The 16567-nt window shown below is 64.8% G+C and carries 12 protein-coding genes; 9 read left to right on the forward strand and 3 right to left on the reverse strand.

Annotated elements, in window-relative coordinates; genetic code table 11:
• Positions 1–79 precede the first annotated feature (79 nt).
• Both A9K71_RS20875 and parE read right to left on the reverse strand, forming a co-directional pair.
• The gene (locus A9K71_RS20875; protein ID WP_067000175.1) at positions 80–2146 is read right to left on the reverse strand and encodes an FUSC family protein; all 2067 of its coding nucleotides are present in this window, start codon (positions 2144–2146) and stop codon (positions 80–82) included.
• A gap of 43 nt (positions 2147–2189) precedes the next feature.
• Positions 2190–4244, reverse strand: a complete 2055-nt coding sequence (gene parE / locus A9K71_RS20880) for a DNA topoisomerase IV subunit B (RefSeq protein WP_067000178.1) — start codon at positions 4242–4244, stop codon at positions 2190–2192.
• Positions 4245–4498: 254 nt separating this feature from the next.
• Here parE and cpaB point away from each other — a divergent pair, with 254 nt between their 5' ends.
• From cpaB to A9K71_RS20925, 9 genes are all read left to right on the forward strand, one after another.
• Positions 4499–5437 (forward strand): Flp pilus assembly protein CpaB, encoded by a 939-nt coding sequence (cpaB, locus tag A9K71_RS20885; protein WP_067000181.1) that lies wholly within the window; start codon positions 4499–4501, stop codon positions 5435–5437.
• Between the two features lie 82 nt (positions 5438–5519).
• Positions 5520–6914: a type II and III secretion system protein family protein gene (locus A9K71_RS20890; RefSeq protein ID WP_245299714.1), complete on the forward strand. Its 1395-nt coding sequence runs from the start codon at positions 5520–5522 to the stop codon at positions 6912–6914.
• A 4-nt stretch (positions 6915–6918) separates the two neighbouring features.
• On the forward strand, positions 6919–7194 hold the full coding sequence (locus A9K71_RS20895; RefSeq protein WP_067000187.1) for a hypothetical protein: 276 nt from the start codon (positions 6919–6921) through the stop codon (positions 7192–7194).
• Positions 7195–7207: 13 nt separating this feature from the next.
• A complete protein-coding gene (locus tag A9K71_RS20900) occupies positions 7208–8422 on the forward strand; it encodes a response regulator/pilus assembly protein (protein WP_067000190.1) in 1215 nt (404 codons plus the stop codon).
• Positions 8419–9840, forward strand: coding sequence for a CpaF family protein (locus tag A9K71_RS20905; protein ID WP_067000192.1), 1422 nt, complete (start codon positions 8419–8421; stop codon positions 9838–9840). Before A9K71_RS20900 ends, A9K71_RS20905 begins: the two co-directional genes overlap by 4 nt.
• A 3-nt stretch (positions 9841–9843) precedes the next feature.
• Positions 9844–10809, forward strand: coding sequence for a type II secretion system F family protein (locus A9K71_RS20910; RefSeq protein WP_067000195.1), 966 nt, complete (start codon positions 9844–9846; stop codon positions 10807–10809).
• Position 10810: 1 nt separating this feature from the next.
• Positions 10811–11773, forward strand: a complete 963-nt coding sequence (locus A9K71_RS20915; protein ID WP_067000198.1) for a type II secretion system F family protein — start codon at positions 10811–10813, stop codon at positions 11771–11773.
• 133 nt (positions 11774–11906) lie between these two features.
• Positions 11907–12380, forward strand: coding sequence for a hypothetical protein (locus A9K71_RS20920; protein ID WP_067000914.1), 474 nt, complete (start codon positions 11907–11909; stop codon positions 12378–12380).
• Between the two features lie 174 nt (positions 12381–12554).
• Positions 12555–13727, forward strand: coding sequence for a GGDEF domain-containing protein (locus A9K71_RS20925; RefSeq protein WP_067000202.1), 1173 nt, complete (start codon positions 12555–12557; stop codon positions 13725–13727).
• 14 nt (positions 13728–13741) lie between these two features.
• Here A9K71_RS20925 and gcvP read toward each other — a convergent pair whose 3' ends face one another.
• Positions 13742–16552 (reverse strand): aminomethyl-transferring glycine dehydrogenase, encoded by a 2811-nt coding sequence (gcvP, locus tag A9K71_RS20930; protein ID WP_067000205.1) that lies wholly within the window; start codon positions 16550–16552, stop codon positions 13742–13744.
• Positions 16553–16567 lie beyond the last annotated feature (15 nt).

Consider the following 16567-nt stretch of genomic DNA (forward strand, 5'->3'; position numbering starts at 1 on the left):
CTGGCCACGGGAACTTATCGTGGCGCGCCATCTCCGACTTCGGCTCGACCTGATCTGAATCTCAATGCGCCCGGATCCATCAGGCCCGCCCCTTCGCGAAAAAATCCGGATAATCCTGCATCGCGGCAGCGATGATGCGCAGTGAGGCCGCGACCTGAAGCATTTCCGGCCGGTCGCCGCGACCGGCGATGCTCGCCGCATATTCCCGCGCCACGGCGATGGTCGAGGTCTGCGGCTCGCCATGCCTCCTGAACAGCAATTCCCGCGCCAGGCCGCGCAGGAAGTTGCCGATCGACTCGACCGTCTCGCGTGGCACGGTGGAGTTCAGTTGCGCCTGGCGCAGCCGGAGCACTTCGAGGCCGACGGTCACGGCGGCAATGCTGCCGCCAAGAATAGGGTCGCCTTTCCTCCCGGTCTGCTGCAGTTGCGGCATCAACTGGTTGATCCGGTCATAGGCCAGGCTTTCGAAGGCCGAACGCCTGGGGACGCGCTCATGCAGGCAAAGGCGCGCCAGGTCCTCGCGCATCGCCTTCGAGATGCGCTCAACAGTGGCCCAGGGATTGGCCGGCAGAACGACGATGAAGACGCCGATGGCGATCAGGATGCCGACCAGGATCGATGCCGATCCGGCGAAGAACGGGCCGGGATCATAGGTCATCATCTGGTGCGGGCTGAGGAAAGCCAGGAAATTGATGGCGAAGGCGGTGGCCACGCCGACATGCCGCGGATTGGCCATGCCGAGCGCTGCCGGCACCAGGATCGGCACGACAAAGAGGGTGAACCAGCCGAAGCCGGGCAGCGCCGGCATTGCGATCTGGCCGACGAGGAAAGCGAAAGGCAAAGCGAGGAGCGTTCCGGTGAAGAAGCCCCAGGCCGACTGAACCGGATCGGGACGTGCCGCGAACAGGCTGGAGACGACGGCGACGAGAATGACGGTGCCCGCCGCCTCCGACCATTTGGTGGTCAGCCAGAAGGCGGCCACCAGAAGCGTGGCGAGCGCGGCGCGCACCGCATTGCGCCAGGCCGCATGATAGTCGCGGTGCACGACCAGGGCCGGCTGCTGCCGCTCACGAGACGTTCGGGAAACCGGCGAGCGAAGCGCATCCAAGCCGCGCATCACCTGCTTCAGCGCCTCCGCGAAATCGGCGGCAATGGTGAGGCGGGTGATGGTGCCGACCTTGTCTTCACCGGGATCGGTGGCCACCGGCGCCGTTTCTCTTGCCTTGGTCGCGGTTGCCTCGAGCCGGGCCACCCATGGGCCGGTGTCGTCCAACGCGTCGCGCGTCGTAGCGAGTTCCCCGACGATTGCCTTCAATTCGCTGCGAAGAGGGATGAGCGTCGCATTCTCCGGGGCGGCATGGGTATGCAGCGCGCGGGCCGCCGAGAGCGCCCACAGGAGCTGTCCGATCGTGCGCCGGACCGGATGGGCGCGGGTCGCGAAGCTCGGCGCTTCAAGGCGCGCATAGGCGCGCATTTCGGCAAGCGTCTGGGCATCGGTGATCAGCTTGCGCTGGAGAGCGGCAAGACCGGCCGGATCGCCGTCGGAAAAGGCGCCTGAGGCGTAGTCGGCGAGATCGAGAATGCTGCGTTTCAGCCTGGAGATGATGGCGTCCGCCGCGAGCTTCGGCAGGATCAGCCGGCTGGTGACGCCGGCGCAGACGATGCCGAGCACAATTTCGGCGCAGCGCGCGACAGCGAGATCGACGACGAGATGCGCCTGCCCGAATGCCGGCAGGCTGATGATCATCGCCGTATAGCCGGCAAGGGCGGCGCCATAGGCTTCCGGATTGCGCAGCAGCGAGGAAACGAGGGTGCTGACGCCGATCCATAGTGCCAGCACCGTCACCAAGAGCCAGGGATTGGTGCCGAACAGCGATGTGATGCCGATCGCCGCCAGGCCGCCGGCCAGCGTACCGAGCAGGCGGTAGAAGCCTTTCGCCAGCACCATGCCGGCGACCGGCTGCGCGACGATGAACACGGTCATCATCGCCCACTGCGGATGATCGAGCTTTAAGGCGTAAGCGGCAAGCAGCGCGATCAGCCCGGCAGAAACCGTGCGCAGGGCGAAGATCCAGTCCGAGCGCGTCGGCTGGATCAGCTCACTTAACGGTGTCCCGGCTAGATCCTTCAGCCGCGTCCAGGTCACATGCAAGTCTCCGTCCCGGAGCCTGTTATGGACCAGTCCGCGTTCAGATATCCAGCACGTCGGCCTCGGCGAATTCGGCGCGTTCCTGGATGAAGCGGAAGCGGGCCTCGGGCTTGGTGCCCATCAGCGCGTCGACGGCGTCCTTGGTCGCCTGCTCGGCATCGATCACGTCGACCCTGAGAAGCGTGCGCTTCCTCGGGTCCATCGTGGTTTCCTTGAGCTGCGAGGCCATCATCTCGCCAAGGCCCTTGAAGCGGCCGATCTCGACCTTGCCGCGCCCGGTGAATTCGGTGCGCAGCAATTCGTCCTTGTGCGCGTCGTCACGCGCATAGGCCACCTTACCGCCCTGACGGATCGAATAGAGCGGCGGCACGGCCATATAGAGGTGGCCACCGCGGATCAGGTTCGGCATCTCCTGGTAGAAGAAGGTGATCAAAAGCGAAGCGATATGCGCGCCGTCAACGTCGGCGTCGGTCATGATGATCACGCGGTCGTAGCGCAGGTCCTCGTCGCGATATTTCGAGCGGGTGCCGCAGCCGAGCGCCTGGATCAGGTCGGAAATCTGCTGGTTGGCGGCAAGCTTGTCGTTGCCGGCGCTGGCGACGTTGAGGATCTTGCCGCGCAGCGGCAGCACCGCCTGGCTGGCGCGGTCGCGCGCCTGCTTGGCCGAGCCTCCGGCCGAGTCGCCCTCGACGATGAAGATCTCGGCGCCGGCCGCGGCGTTCTGCGTGCAGTCGGCGAGCTTGCCCGGCAGGCGCAGCTTGCGTACCGCGCTCTTGCGCGACACTTCCTTTTCCTGGCGCCGGCGCACACGCTCGTCGGCGCGCGCGATCACCCATTCGAGAAGCTTCGAGGCTTCCTGCGGGTTGTCGGCCAGCCAGTGGTCGAACGGGTCGCGGATGGCGGTTTCGACGATGCGCATCGCCTCGATGGTGGCCAGCCGGTCCTTGGTCTGGCCGACGAATTCCGGCTCTCGGATGAATACCGACAGCATGCCGGCGGCCGAGATCATGACGTCCTCGGTCGTGATGATCGAGGCGCGCTTGTTGCCGATGAGATCGGCATATGCGCGAAGCCCGCGCGTCAGCACGTTGCGGAAGCCCGCCTCATGCGTGCCGCCCTCGGGAGTGGGAATCGTATTGCAGTAGGAGTTGAGGAAGCCGTCGCCGCCGAACCAGGTCACCGCCCACTCCAGCGAGCCGTGGCCGCCCTGCTTGTCGCTTTTGCCCGCGAAGACTTCGCGCGTGACCTGGAATTCGTCGCCGAGGGTGGCCTTGAGGTAGTCTTTCAGGCCGCCCGGGAAATGGAACTCGGCTTTGGCCGGAGTTTGATCCTTTTCCTTGATCAGCGAGGGATCGCAGGTCCAGCGGATCTCGACGCCGCCGAACAGATAGGCCTTCGAGCGCGTCATGCGGTAGAGCCGGGCCGGCTCGAAGGCGGCGCCTTTGCCGAAGATCTGCTCGTCGGGATGGAAGCGGGTCCTGGTGCCGCGGCGGTTGTGCACCTCGCCGAGGTGCTCCAGCCCGCTCACCGGAACGCCGCGCGAGAAGCGTTGGCGATAGAGCTGGCGCCCGCGCGCGACCTCGACCTCGAGGTGATCGGACAGCGCGTTGACTACGGATACGCCGACGCCGTGCAGACCGCCGGAGGTCTCGTAGACCTTGGAGTCGAACTTGCCGCCCGAATGCAGCGTCGTCATGATGACTTCGAGCGCCGGTTTCTTGAACTTCGGATGCGGATCGATCGGAATGCCGCGGCCATTGTCGGTGACGGTCAGGAAGCCGTCGGCGGAAAGCTCGACGTCGATGAAGGTCGCGTGGCCGGCCACCGCCTCGTCCATCGAATTGTCGATGACCTCGGCGAAGAGGTGATGCATCGCCTTGTCGTCGGTGCCGCCGATATACATGCCTGGGCGACGGCGCACCGGCTCCAGCCCCTCAAGCACCTCGATGTCGGCGGCGCTGTAGCTCTCGCTGCCGTCGCGGGCGGCGGCCGAGCGCTTCGCGGCCTGCACCAGCGGATCGGCCGGCCGCGAGGGCGCGCGTACTTGCTGGGGCTGCTTTTCCGGGTTGCCGAAAAGATCGCTGGTGTCGTCCATGCTAGCCATTAAGTCCGGTACTGCGAATCACTCCTCGATACTGCCACGCTTTTGGCGGGCGAACGAGTTCCTGTTCCGTTCAGGGATCAAACTGTCTCTTATTCCAAAACCATTCGATAACCAAGCCGCCGGAAATAGGGCGGGCTCCACCCCTTTGGATTCCTGATTCTTTAACATTAACGCCTAGCGTGAGCCTCAACGACAAAAGACCACGGGGCGTCAGGGGTTTCGTTGTGAAGGGCAGGGCCATAACCATGATCGGCATCGCGGCCGTTTTCGGCGCGATCTCGATCTTTGCCGCGGACTTCTGGGTCAAAAGCCAGGCGAGGGCCCAGTCCGAGCAGAAGACGGCATCGATCGTGGTGCCGCACGAGCCCAAAGTCGAGTTCAAGACCATCGTCGTGGCGAATGCGCCGCTGCGCTACGGCATGCAGCTCGACCGGTCGCAACTCACCGAAATTCCGTGGCCGCAGGATTCTCTGCCGCAAGGCGCCTTCCCGACAATCGACAAGCTGCTGGCCGAAGGCAGCCGAGTCGTGCTGTCGCCAATCGAGGTCAACGAGCCGGTGCTGCTCGCCAAGCTGTCGGGACCGAACGGCCGCGCCACACTTTCCAACATGCTGTCTCCGGGCATGCGGGCCGTCACCATCCGCACCGACGAGATCGCCGGCGTCGGCGGCTTCATCACGCCGGGCGACCGGGTCGACGTCGTGCTGACGCGCGATGCCGGCGAAATCCAGGAAGTGTCCAAGAACGCGCAAGGGGCAGCCGGCTCGACGGTCACGTCCGAAATCGTCGTGTCCGACGCCAAGGTGCTTTCGGTCGGGCAGGGCGCGGACGAGCGCAAGACCGAGCCGCAGGTCGCCAATTCCGTGACCCTCGAGGTCACGAACGAAGGGGCGCAGAAGGTAGCGCTCGCCCGCACCGTCGGCTCCTTGTCGCTGTCTTTGCGGTCCGCCGCCGATGCCAGCGCCAGCGGCAACGGGCTTACCACCATCTCGTCCTTCGGCGGTTCGGTTGCCGCGAGCGCCGAGGCGGGCGCCGCCTCGCTGGTCAATGCGGTGGCGAAGGAGCCGGAAGAGCCGAAGTTCAAGACGGTGATCGTGTCGCGCGGCACGAAGGTGGAGGAATACAAGGTTCCCTCCAAGCCCGCCGACGGAGACGTCGTTCCTTCCAACGAACAAGAACAATAGCCGGTGGGGACCGGCCGGGAACGGGACAATGCCTGTGTTGAACAAAGAACGGACGACGAGAGGGCTGCGCCTTCTGCGTGCAATGGCGGCGGGCGCCTTTCTGGCAGCCGCCGGAATGCTAGCCTTTGGGGCGCCGGCCCAGGCAAACAACGACGTCGTATACGTCTCGGCGACCAAGAACGCCTCGATCAAAGTCGCCAAGGGCAAGCCCAAGACGATCATGACGAACGCGGCCTTCTATCAGATCGTCATCGGCGATCCGGAGATCGCCAACGTCAACCCGCTGACCGACAAGTCCTTCTATGTGCTGGGCAACAATCTCGGCACCACCGGCATCGCGCTGTTCGACCAGAACAAGCAGCTCGTCGGCACCATCGACATCGAGGTGACGCTGGATACAGATCAGCTCGCCAACACCATCCGCGCCAGCGTGCCGGATGCCAAGATCAAGGTCGGTTCGGCCAACGGGCGCGTGGTGCTTTCGGGCGAGGCGGAAGACGCGGTCGCGGCCGACAAGGCGAGCAAGATCGCGTCGCGCTTCTCCGGCAATGAGGAAGTGATCAACTCGGTCAACATCTCGTCCTCGCAGCAGGTTCAGCTCAATGTCCGTTTCGTCGAGATCAACCGGCAGGCGGGACAGGATCTCGGCGCGAAATACGGGGCCAACTTTGCCTTCGGCGTCGGCGGTCGCGACGTCATCATCGACCCGGGCACGGTACCGACCGCTGGGACCGGCGAGATCATCGGCCGGTTGCTTTCCAACGGGGTTTCGATCGACATCGCCATCAAGGCGCTGGAAGAGCGCGGTCTCGCCCGGCGGCTGGCCGAGCCGAACCTGATCGCCCGCTCGGGCCAGACGGCGAGCTTCCTTGCCGGCGGCGAGTTCCCGATCCCGGTGTCCGAGGACAACGGCAAGATCAGCGTCAGCTATAAGAAATACGGCGTCGGTCTGGATTTCACGCCGACCGTGCTCAAGGGTGGACTGGTCAGCCTCGATATCGCGCCGGAAGTTTCGTCGATCGATCCCTCCGCGTCGATCGAAGTCAGCAGCGGCATTTCCATTCCTGCCTTCATCGTGCGTCGCGCCAAGACGTCGGTCGACTTGAAAAACGGCCAGAGCTTCATGATCGCGGGCCTTCTGCAGTCGCAGAACGACATCACCACCTCGCGCCTGCCGGGGCTTGGCAAGCTGCCGGTTCTCGGTCCGCTGTTCTCCTCGAAATCCTATCAGCGGCGCGAGACCGATCTGGTGATCATCGTCACGCCCTACCTGGTCAAACCGGTTGACCCGTGGAAGAAGATGGTCGAGCCCACCGACGGAACGCGGCCGCCAAGCAATGCCGACTACTTCCTGAACAACACCGAGGAAGTCGACGCTTCCGCTCCCAAGCGCCCCTTGGCGCTGGCCGACGGCAGCGGGGCCCGTCCGGTGGCGGCGACCACGTCGGGCCATTTCCTCGATCTGCCGAAGGACTGAAGCCATGCGTCTGGCTCCTTGCATCGCTCTGCTGCTCGCCGGCGCGCTCTCCGGCTGCACCAGCGACGACTATGTGCGCACCGAAGGCGTGTCTCCGGCCGCCGGCAACGCCCAGGCGTCCAACACAGCCATGCAGATGGTCGACCCCTGGCAGTACGGCGTCCAGAACACCAGGCTCCTGGTGCCGGCTCCGAGCACGAGCTCCACGGCCAATGCCGCGGGCACGAAGGCCGGCGCGGCGCCGGCTTCGACGACATCGGTATCAACGACAGCAGACTGATGAGCTGACGACCATGGCATCGGGCACCAAGACCAAGAAGATCCTGCTCGTTTCGACCGATCGGGCGTTTTCGCAGGACACGCGGACGGCTTTCGCTGCATCCGAGGTCATCGAGCTTTTGACGGTCGAGAAAAGCGTCAACGAACTGCGCGGCGAGGTCCAGGAGACCGATTTCGGCGCCGTCATTGTCGACATGGACGCGGCCAAGCTCGAAGAGATCGAGTCGCTGCAGCGCATCATGCGCCGAATCGAAGGCCGCGTCCCGGTGGTCGTCGTCACGCAGGAATTCAATGCGGCGGCGGTGCGCATCCTGGTGCAGCTCAAGGTCGCCGACTTCCTGGTGAAGCCGATCACCACCGCCGATCTGGTGCGTTCCGTCATTCGCGCGCTGCAGGGCCCGGGGCGGGAGGAAAACTCCGAATCGCAAATCTACACCTTCATGCCGGCCGCCGGCGGTGTCGGCACCACCACGCTTGCCCTGCAGACCGCCTTCCAGCTGCACCATTCGGTGACGCGCGGCGCCTCGACCTGCGTGGTCGACCTCAATTTCCAGCAAGGCGCCTGCGCCGAATATCTCGACCTCGAGCCGCGCTTCGACATCACCGAAATCGAGAACCAGCCCGAACGCCTCGACCGGCAGCTGCTGGACGTCATGCTGTCCAAGCATGCAAGCGGGCTCTGCGTGCTGGCGGCGCCGACGCGCCCTTCGGAAATGCGCTCGTTCAAGACCGATGTCGTGGTGCGCATGCTCGACCTCGTCTCGGCCTATTTCGACAATGTCGTCATCGACATGCCGCGCACCTGGTTCCCGTGGACCGAGACGGTGCTGCTGGGCTCCAACAAGCTCTATATCGTGGCCGAGATGACGGTGCCTTGCCTGCGCCACACGCAGCGTCTCATCCAGGCCATCTACGAGACGGCCGGCAAGGAAGTGAAGCCGAACGTCATCGTCAACCGTTTCGAGCAGAAGATGTTCGACAGCGGCATCAAGCAGGCCGACGTCCAGGATATCCTCGGCGAGCACTTCGTCGGCGGCATCTCCAACAACTACCGGCTGGTGCGCGAGGCCGTCGACCGCGGCGTGCCGCTGCACGACATCGATCCGAACGCCAATGTTGTGAATGACCTGAAGAAAATCATCCTGCCCGAGGAGGCGGTGGCGACGACGGCAAAATCGAAGTCGCTGTTCGGCCTCGGCAAGGGCCTCTTGAAGAGGAAAGCAGGATGAGCAGCCGCTTCTCCAACCTGCAGAATCGCGATGTTCGTCCGCTGCGGGCGCCCGAACCCGCGCCCGTTGCGCATCACGCCGTGGTCATTCCGACGACCCGCAAGCCGGCGCCGCCGAAGCCGGAAGCAGCACCCGCAAAGAGCGCCAACAAGGTGCTCGACGCGCGCGTGCGCATCCACCGCATGCTGCTCGAAGAAATCAACCTCGTCGCGCTGGAGCGGCTGCCCAAGGACGAAATGCGCCGCCAGGTGCATGAGTTCGTCTCGGAAAAGACGCGTCAGGAGCGAATGGCGATCAACACCGCCGAGCTGGACGCGCTGGTGGATGACATCGTCGACGAGATGGTGGGCCTCGGCCCGCTGGAGCCGCTGCTCAAGGATCCGGAGATCAACGATATTCTGATCAACGGCCATCAGAACTGTTTCGTCGAAAAGCGAGGCAAGCTGCAGCAGGTCCATATCCCGTTCAAGGACGAGGCGCATCTGCTTCGGATCATTAATAAAATCGTCGCGGCCGTCGGCCGCCGCGTCGATGAATCGCAGCCGATGGTCGACGCCCGCATGCTCGACGGCTCGCGTTTCAACGCCGCGATCAGGCCGGTCGGCGTCGACGGGCCGCTGGTATCGATCCGCAAATTCTCCAAGAACAAGCTCGGCCTGCACAAACTGGTAGAGTTCGGCGCCATCACCCAGAACATGGCCGAGGTGCTGGCGGCGGCCGTGCATGCGCGCAAGACGACGATCATCTCCGGCGGCACCGGCACCGGCAAGACGACGATGCTCAATGCCTTGTCGGCCTTCATTCCCGAGGACGAGCGCCTGATCACCATCGAGGACGCCGCCGAGTTGCAGCTGCAGCAGCCGCATGTCGCGCGCATGGAAACGCGCCCGGCAAACATCGAGGGTCATGGCGAGCTGAAGCAGCGCGATCTGGTCAAGAACGCGCTGCGCATGCGGCCCGACCGCGTCATCCTTGGCGAGTGCCGTGGCGAGGAAGCCTTCGACATGCTGCAGGCTATGAACACCGGCCATGAAGGGTCGATGGCGACCATCCACGCCAACACGCCGCGCGACGCCATATCGCGCCTCGAACAGATGCTCGGCATGACCGGCATGCCGATGACGGTGCAGTCGATCCGCAGCCAAATCGCGAGCGCCATCGACATCATCGTGCAACTGACGCGCCTGTCCGACGGCAAGCGCAAGGTGACCAGCGTCGCCGAAGTGACGGGCATGGAAGGCGACGTCATCCAGATGCAGGAGATCTTCCGCTTCGTGCGCACCGGCATGGAGGCGGATGGCAAGATCGTCGGCCATTTCGAGGCGACGGGCATCCGACCGCGCTTCCTCGAGGACCTGCGCAACATGGGCATTGAATTTCCGGGCAAGTATTTCGAACCCGGCCGGCCGCAGGAGTAGCCGGTGCTCGAGGGATTCAGCCCGATCTACGCCGTCTACGCCGCGGCGGCGCTCACCGGCATCATGATCGCCGAAGGCTGCTACCTGCTCTATGCCGGCCGCAGCGACAAGCGCACGGCGATCAACCGCCGCATGAAGCTGGCGGAGAACAAGATCAGCCAGGAGCAGGTGCTGATCCAGCTGCGCAAGGAGCGCGGCATGGAAGAGGGCACGCCCCTCCTTTCCTTCGATCGCTTTCGCGCCTTGCGCACGCAGTCCGGCATGATCATGCCGATGCCCAAATTCCTCACGATCACGTCGGGGATAGCGTTCGCTCTGGCGCTTTTGGCCGTCTGGTACGGCCTGCCTTTGCTGTTCGGGCTGGTCGTGCTTCTGGTGCTGGTGCCGGTGCTGCCGGTTATGGCGATGCGTTTTCTGCGCAAGCGCCGGCATAAGCGCTTCGGCATGCAACTGCCGGAAGCGCTGGAGCTGATCACGCGCGGCCTCAAGGCCGGCCACCCGGTGCCGGTGGCGATCGCGATGGTGGCGCGCGAGATGGCCGATCCGATCGGCACCGAGTTCGGCGTCGTGGCCGACGAAGTGACCTATGGCTCGGACCTGGTTTCAGCGCTCAACAACCTGTTCGACCGCGTCGGCCATGAGGACCTGCCGCTGTTCGTCACCGCTGTGTCGATCCAAAGCAGCTCCGGCGGCAATCTGCGCGAGATCCTCGACGGGCTGTCCTCGACCATCCGCGAGCGCGGCAAGCTGCGGCGTAAGGTGCGCGCCATTTCGACCGAAGGCCGCATGTCGGCCTATATCCTGACCGCCGTGCCGGTGCTTCTGTTCACCGCCATCATGGTGCTGATGCCGCAATTCTACCACGAAGTGTGGGGGATACCGAAGACCTGGTACATGCTGGGCGGCTCAATCCTGTGGCTCCTGCTCGGCAATGCCATCATGTTCAAGATGTCGAATTTCAGGTTCTGAAATGGAAGAGGTCATCCGCTTCCTTGCCTCGCTAGCGCCGACATCGCTGATGCCGGTGGCGGTGCTGCTGCTGGTGATGGGCGGCGGCGCGGTGGCATGGCCGCTGGTCGTTGCGCAGGGCGACCGCAACGAGGTCAAGCGCCGGCTGAAGGTCGAGGCGGCGCAGCCGATCGAGCAGCCCGAGCCGGCACCCAGGAAAAACGCGAACGCCGTGCGCGAGAAGGCGGTGAGGCGGGCGCAGGAATTCTATGCCAAGAGCGATCCGGAGAATGTCGCGCGATTGCGCATGAAGCTCATCCAGGCCGGCTACATGGAGCCGCGCGCCGTCGGGACGTTCTTCCTGATCCGTTTTGCCGCGCTGGTCGGAATGGCGCTTGGGGCATTCCTGGTCAACCATTGGGCGGCCAGCGCCGAATCGACCGTGACCAGCCGCTGGACCTTCATCATCCTGTCGGGAGCGGCCGGCTATTTCCTGCCCGGCCTGGTGCTGACGCAGAAGGTGCGGGAAAAGATGCGCGAATACCGCAATGGCTTTCCCGACTTCATGGATCTGATGATCGTCTGCTCCGACGCGGGCATGAGCATGGAGGCCGGCATCGAGCGGGTCTCGAAGGAACTCGCCAGGACCTATCCGTCGCTCAGCCAGAACCTGCAGCTGGTGTCGCTGGAGCTGAGGGCCGGCCGCAGCCTCGACGATGCGCTGAAGGCGCTCGCCGATCGCCTCAGCCTCGACGAAGTGCGCTCCTTCGCGACGCTCCTGCAGCAGTCCAAGGAGCTCGGCACCAGCCTGTCGGGAGCGCTGCGTGTCTTTTCCGACGAAATGCGCCACAAGCGCATGTCGCTTGCCGAGGAGAAGGCACATGCCTTGCCGGCCAAGATGTCGGTGCCGGTGACGGTGTGCATCCTGCCGGTGGTGCTGATGGTCGCCATCATCCCGATCGTCGTAAGGCTGACGTCGCACTGAGGCCGGCGGTGCTGGTTAACGCATCCTTTGCAAGCAACTGAAATTTAGGCGCATTTCGGCACCGAAGCTTAATCGCTCTCCTGTATGGTCCTTGCTGAAGAACGACCCGGCAAATCGGGCGACGGGGCAGGGCATGCGTCACAGACTTTCCACGGCAGCGGCGGTATCGGCGGCCGTCTTGATGATCACCGGCTGCACGACGAACAGCAGCGTCGACACGACCAAGACCACCGCAATCCAGGCGACGGCCAAGGATATCAGTGCCGCCGACCTGACGGAGGGCAAGGCGCAATTCCGGGAGGCGAATTTCGGTCTCGCAGAACAGCATTTCCGCAAAGCGGTGGAGCTCAAGGCAGACAATGCCGAAGCCTGGATGGGGCTTGCCGCCTCCTATGACGAGCTCGGCCGCTTCGACTTCGCCGACCGCGCCTATGCGCAATTGCTGAGGGTCGCCGGGCGCAAGCCGCAGATCGTCAACAATATGGGCTATTCGCAGCTCCTGCGCGGCAACAAGATGAAGGCAAGGGCGCTGCTGCTCGAAGCCAAGGCCGGTCTCGCCGACCAGACCGTGGTCAACGCCAACCTGGCGCTGCTCGACAAGAGCTGATCTGCTTCCGGCCCGTCCCACCGCGGAACCGTGCCGCAGTGTCAGCTGACATGTCGACGCTTTGTAAACCCTTTGTCGAGCGAGCAGCGGACACCGGCCGAAAAGGGTTTGCGCCACGCCTCTACAACCTACATTGAGGAAGCAACGAGTCTCCCCAACGGCAGATCTTCAGAGATGTTGGATTTCAGCTCGCTCCTGCTCGCGGCGGCGCTGTCGGGCACATGCCTCAGCGTCACGATGCTCGCGATCTGGCTCACCGCGCCGCAGGCGCGTTTCGTGCTTACGGTCGCCTGCGGCATACTCGTACTCGTTGCCCATGTCGTCCTGTTCTGGCGCTATACCAAGGACGCCAACCCGTGGCTCTGCCAGATGGTGCTTGCCCTGCTCAGCCTGGGGTTCCTCGTCATCTGTTTGTCGGCGATGCAGTATCTCGGCATCTGCAGTTATCGCCGCGCCATCGTGCCGGCGCTGGCAGCGATGGCGGCCTGCGCCCTCGTCACCTATTTCGGCTTCGATGGCGTCGGCTTTCTGATCACCTATTCGACGGTGACGGCGCTGCTCGGCGCGATCGGAACGATGTTCTGGATCAAGGGCGATCACGACCGCCGGATACTGCTCGTCGTTTCGTTTCTCAGCGGCGCCTGCGGGATATCCTTCGGCCTGTGCGGCCTGGTGCTGCTGGTGCAAGGGCAATGGGTTCTCGGCGCCGCGCCCGACAACTGGGCGGAGCGGTTGAACTCCGTCGTCGCGGTCGCCTGCATGACCGGCCTCGGCGCGCTGACGCTTTCGTTGCACCATCTGCAGGCGCAGATCGAGCTCAAGGCCGCGACGATGACCGATCCGCTCACCGGCCTGATGAACCGCAGGGCGCTCAGCGAGCTTTACGGCGGTCGCAGCTTCGGTCCGTTCATGGCGATCGCGATGTTCGACCTCGACCATTTCAAGACGACCAACGATGTCTTCGGCCATCCCGTCGGCGATCAGGTGCTTTGCCGGTTCGCGGCGGTGATCAAGAAATATGGCAGGGCCGGGGTCGATGCCTTTCGGCTCGGCGGTGAGGAGTTCGCGCTCGTCCTATCGCGCATGACGCCTGAAAAGGCGCACGATATGGCAAGCAGGATCGGGGTCGCTTTCGGCACCGAAATCGTCCCGACCCAACGTGGTCCGTTGCGCAGCAGCGTCAGCGGCGGCATGGGATTTGGCGCCGCCGATGGTCGGACCCTGGACGAGGTGCTGGCTGAGGCGGACGCCGCGCTCTACGCCGCAAAGCGCGCCGGGCGAAACCGCGTGATCGCCCAACGCCGGGAGGACCAGCCCGATAGCGGGCCAGCCCTGCGCTCGGCCTAACTTGCCCTGACCGTCTACTCTGCGGCGCCGAGATATTCCGACAGCGGCGGGCAGGAGCAGACCAGGTTGCGGTCGCCGGCGACATTGTCGATGCGCGAAACCGGCGGCCAGTATTTTGCTGCCAGATCGACGTCAGCCGCTGGGTAGGCTGCTTCCATCCGCGAGTATGGATGCGGCCATGCGCCTGCCAATGCCTCGGCGGCAGTGTGCGGGGCGTTGACCAGCGGGTTGTCGTCGAGCGGCCATTCGCCCTTTGCCACCTTCGCCGCCTCGCCGGCGATCGCAATCATCGCCTCGCAGAATCGATCGAGCTCACGCTTGGGCTCGGATTCCGTCGGCTCGACCATCAGCGTTCCGGCGACCGGGAATGACATGGTCGGGGCGTGGAAGCCGTAGTCAATGAGGCGCTTGGCGATGTCGTCGACGCTGATGCCGGCGCTCTCCTTGAGCACGCGGGTGTCGAGAATGCACTCATGGGCGATGCGATCGCTCCTGCCCTTGTAGAGGAGGGGGAAATGCGGCGCGAGCCGCGTCGCCACATAGTTGGCCGAAACGATCGCCGTCTCGGTGGCCTGCTTCAGCCCGGAGCCGCCCATCATGCGGATATACATCCAGGTGATCGGCAGGATCGAAGCGCTGCCGAAGGGCGCGGCGGCGACGGCATGCGCCGAACCTTCCGTGACATGGCCCGGCAGATAGGGTTTCAGATGCGCCCTGACGCCGATCGGGCCGACGCCCGGGCCACCGCCGCCATGCGGGATGCAGAAGGTCTTGTGCAGGTTCATGTGGCAGACGTCGGCGCCGATATCGCCGGGGCGGGCGAGACCGACCAGGGCGTTGAGGTTGGCGCCGTCGAAATAGACCTGGCCGCCATGCTCGTGGATGAGGGCGCAGAGATGGCGCGCGCCTTCCTCGTAGACGCCATGCGTCGAGGGATAGGTGAACATCAGCGCCGCGAGGTTCTTGGAATGCTCGTTGGCCTTGGCCCGCATGTCATCCATGTCGATGCTGCCGTCCTCGGCGCAGCGCACGACGACGACGCTCATTCCCGCCATCGCCGCGCTCGCCGGATTGGTGCCATGCGCGGAGGAGGGGATAAGGCACACGGTGCGGTGGCCTTCGCCGCGCGCGCGGTGATAGGCGCGGATGGCGAGCAGGCCGGCATATTCGCCCTGGCTGCCGGCATTGGGCTGCAGGCTGACCGCGTCGAAACCGGTGATCTCCGACAGCCAGGCCTCCAGGTCGCCGACCATGGCCCGATAGCCGGCCGAATGGCTGGCCGGCGCGAAGGGATGCAGGTTGGCGACATTCACCCAACTCACGGGCATCATCTCGGCGGCGGCGTTGAGCTTCATGGTGCAGGATCCGAGCGGGATCATGGCGCGGTCCAGCGCGAGGTCCTTGTCGGCCAGCCGCCGCAGGAAGCGCATTATCTCGGTCTCGGAGTGGTTCTCGTGGAAAACCGGCTGGGTGAGGAACTCCTTGCCGCGCCGCTTACCGGGCATCGAGCCGGCTGCCACCGTGCCGGGCTTGGCGCCGAATAGCGCCGCGATCGCTTCGAGGTCGGCTTCGGTCGAGGTCTCGTCGAAGGCGATGCCGACGTGGTCGGCATCGATGACGCGCAGCAGCCGGCCAGTCTTCTCGGCGGCGGCGGCTATTGCCGCTGCCTTGCCCTTCACTTCCGCCGTCACAGTGTCGAAGCGATGTGCTCCGAGAACGGCCACGCCCGCTGTCTTCAGCCCCGCCGCAAGGCGGTTGGCGAGAGTGTGGACGCGCTCCGCGATCGCTTGCAAACCGGCGGGACCGTGCCAGATCGCATAGGCCGTCGCCATGTTGGCGAGCAGCGCCTGCGCGGTGCAGATATTGGAGGTCGCCTTGTCGCGGCGGATGTGCTGCTCGCGCGTCTGCAGCGCCAGGCGATAGCCTGGGCGGCCCTTGCTGTCGGTCGACTGGCCGACGAGGCGGCCGGGCATCAGACGGGTGAGCTTGTCGGAGACGGCGCAATAGGCTGCGTGCGGGCCGCCAAAGCCCATCGGCACGCCGAAGCGCTGCATCGGACCGACGGCGATGTCGGCACCGAGCTTGGCCGGCGCATCCGTCAACGTAAGCGCGAGCGGGTCGGCGATGAAGACGACCAGAGCGCCAGCGGCGCGGGCCTTCTCGATCGCCGCCTTGTGGTCGCCATAGACGCCGAAAGTGTCCGGCCAGGAGACGAGCAGGGCGGCGGTGTTGTCGTCGATGGTCTCGCCGTCGACCTCGGTGCCGAGCGGTTCGGCGCGGGTGCGCACGACATCGAGCGTCTGCGGATGCGGCGTGCCGGCAAGCGCCACCTTGGTGCGCTTGTCGCGGTGATGGCGCAGTGCGATGCCGACCGCTTCGGCAACGGCGGTGGCCTCGTCGAGCAGCGATGCCGACGCCACCGGCAGGCCGGTCAGCTCGGCAACCAGGGTCTGGAAATTGAACAGCATCTCCAGCCGGCCCTGACTGATCTCGGCTTGGTAAGGCGTGTAGGCCGTGTACCAGGCCGGGTTCTCGAACATGTTGCGCTGGATGACCGGCGGCACATGGACGCCGTGATAACCGGCGCCGATGAAGCTCTTCAGCACCGTGTTCTTCACCATCATCGCCGACAATTCGGCCAGTGCTTCGGCCTCGCTGGCCGGAGTGGGCAGGTTGAGCGGCAGGTCGAGGCGGATCGATCTCGGCACGGCCTGGCTGATCAGCGTTTCGACGGACGGAACGCCGATGGTGGCGAGCATTGCCCTGACATCGTTGACGCTGGGGCCGATGTGACGGGCCGAGAACGGAATGGGTGCTGCGGTCATTTCAAAGATCCTGGT

Source organism: Mesorhizobium sp. WSM3873 (genome assembly GCF_001672445.1).
Lineage (GTDB): Bacteria > Pseudomonadota > Alphaproteobacteria > Rhizobiales > Rhizobiaceae > Mesorhizobium.

Excerpts from the sequence above, each read along its gene's own strand:
- A9K71_RS20895 (WP_067000187.1), top strand. The coding sequence starts at position 6,919 with ATGCGTCTGGCTCCTTGCATCGCTCTGCTGCTCGCCGGCGCGCTCTCC.
- parE (WP_067000178.1), bottom strand. The coding sequence starts at position 4,244 with ATGGACGACACCAGCGATCTTTTCGGCAACCCGGAAAAGCAGCCCCAG.
- A9K71_RS20900 (WP_067000190.1), top strand. The coding sequence starts at position 7,208 with ATGGCATCGGGCACCAAGACCAAGAAGATCCTGCTCGTTTCGACCGAT.
- gcvP (WP_067000205.1), bottom strand. The coding sequence starts at position 16,552 with ATGACCGCAGCACCCATTCCGTTCTCGGCCCGTCACATCGGCCCCAGC.
- A9K71_RS20905 (WP_067000192.1), top strand. The coding sequence starts at position 8,419 with ATGAGCAGCCGCTTCTCCAACCTGCAGAATCGCGATGTTCGTCCGCTG.
- A9K71_RS20920 (WP_067000914.1), top strand. The coding sequence starts at position 11,907 with ATGCGTCACAGACTTTCCACGGCAGCGGCGGTATCGGCGGCCGTCTTG.
- A9K71_RS20915 (WP_067000198.1), top strand. The coding sequence starts at position 10,811 with ATGGAAGAGGTCATCCGCTTCCTTGCCTCGCTAGCGCCGACATCGCTG.
- A9K71_RS20890 (WP_245299714.1), top strand. The coding sequence starts at position 5,520 with ATGGCGGCGGGCGCCTTTCTGGCAGCCGCCGGAATGCTAGCCTTTGGG.
- A9K71_RS20925 (WP_067000202.1), top strand. The coding sequence starts at position 12,555 with ATGTTGGATTTCAGCTCGCTCCTGCTCGCGGCGGCGCTGTCGGGCACA.
- cpaB (WP_067000181.1), top strand. The coding sequence starts at position 4,499 with ATGATCGGCATCGCGGCCGTTTTCGGCGCGATCTCGATCTTTGCCGCG.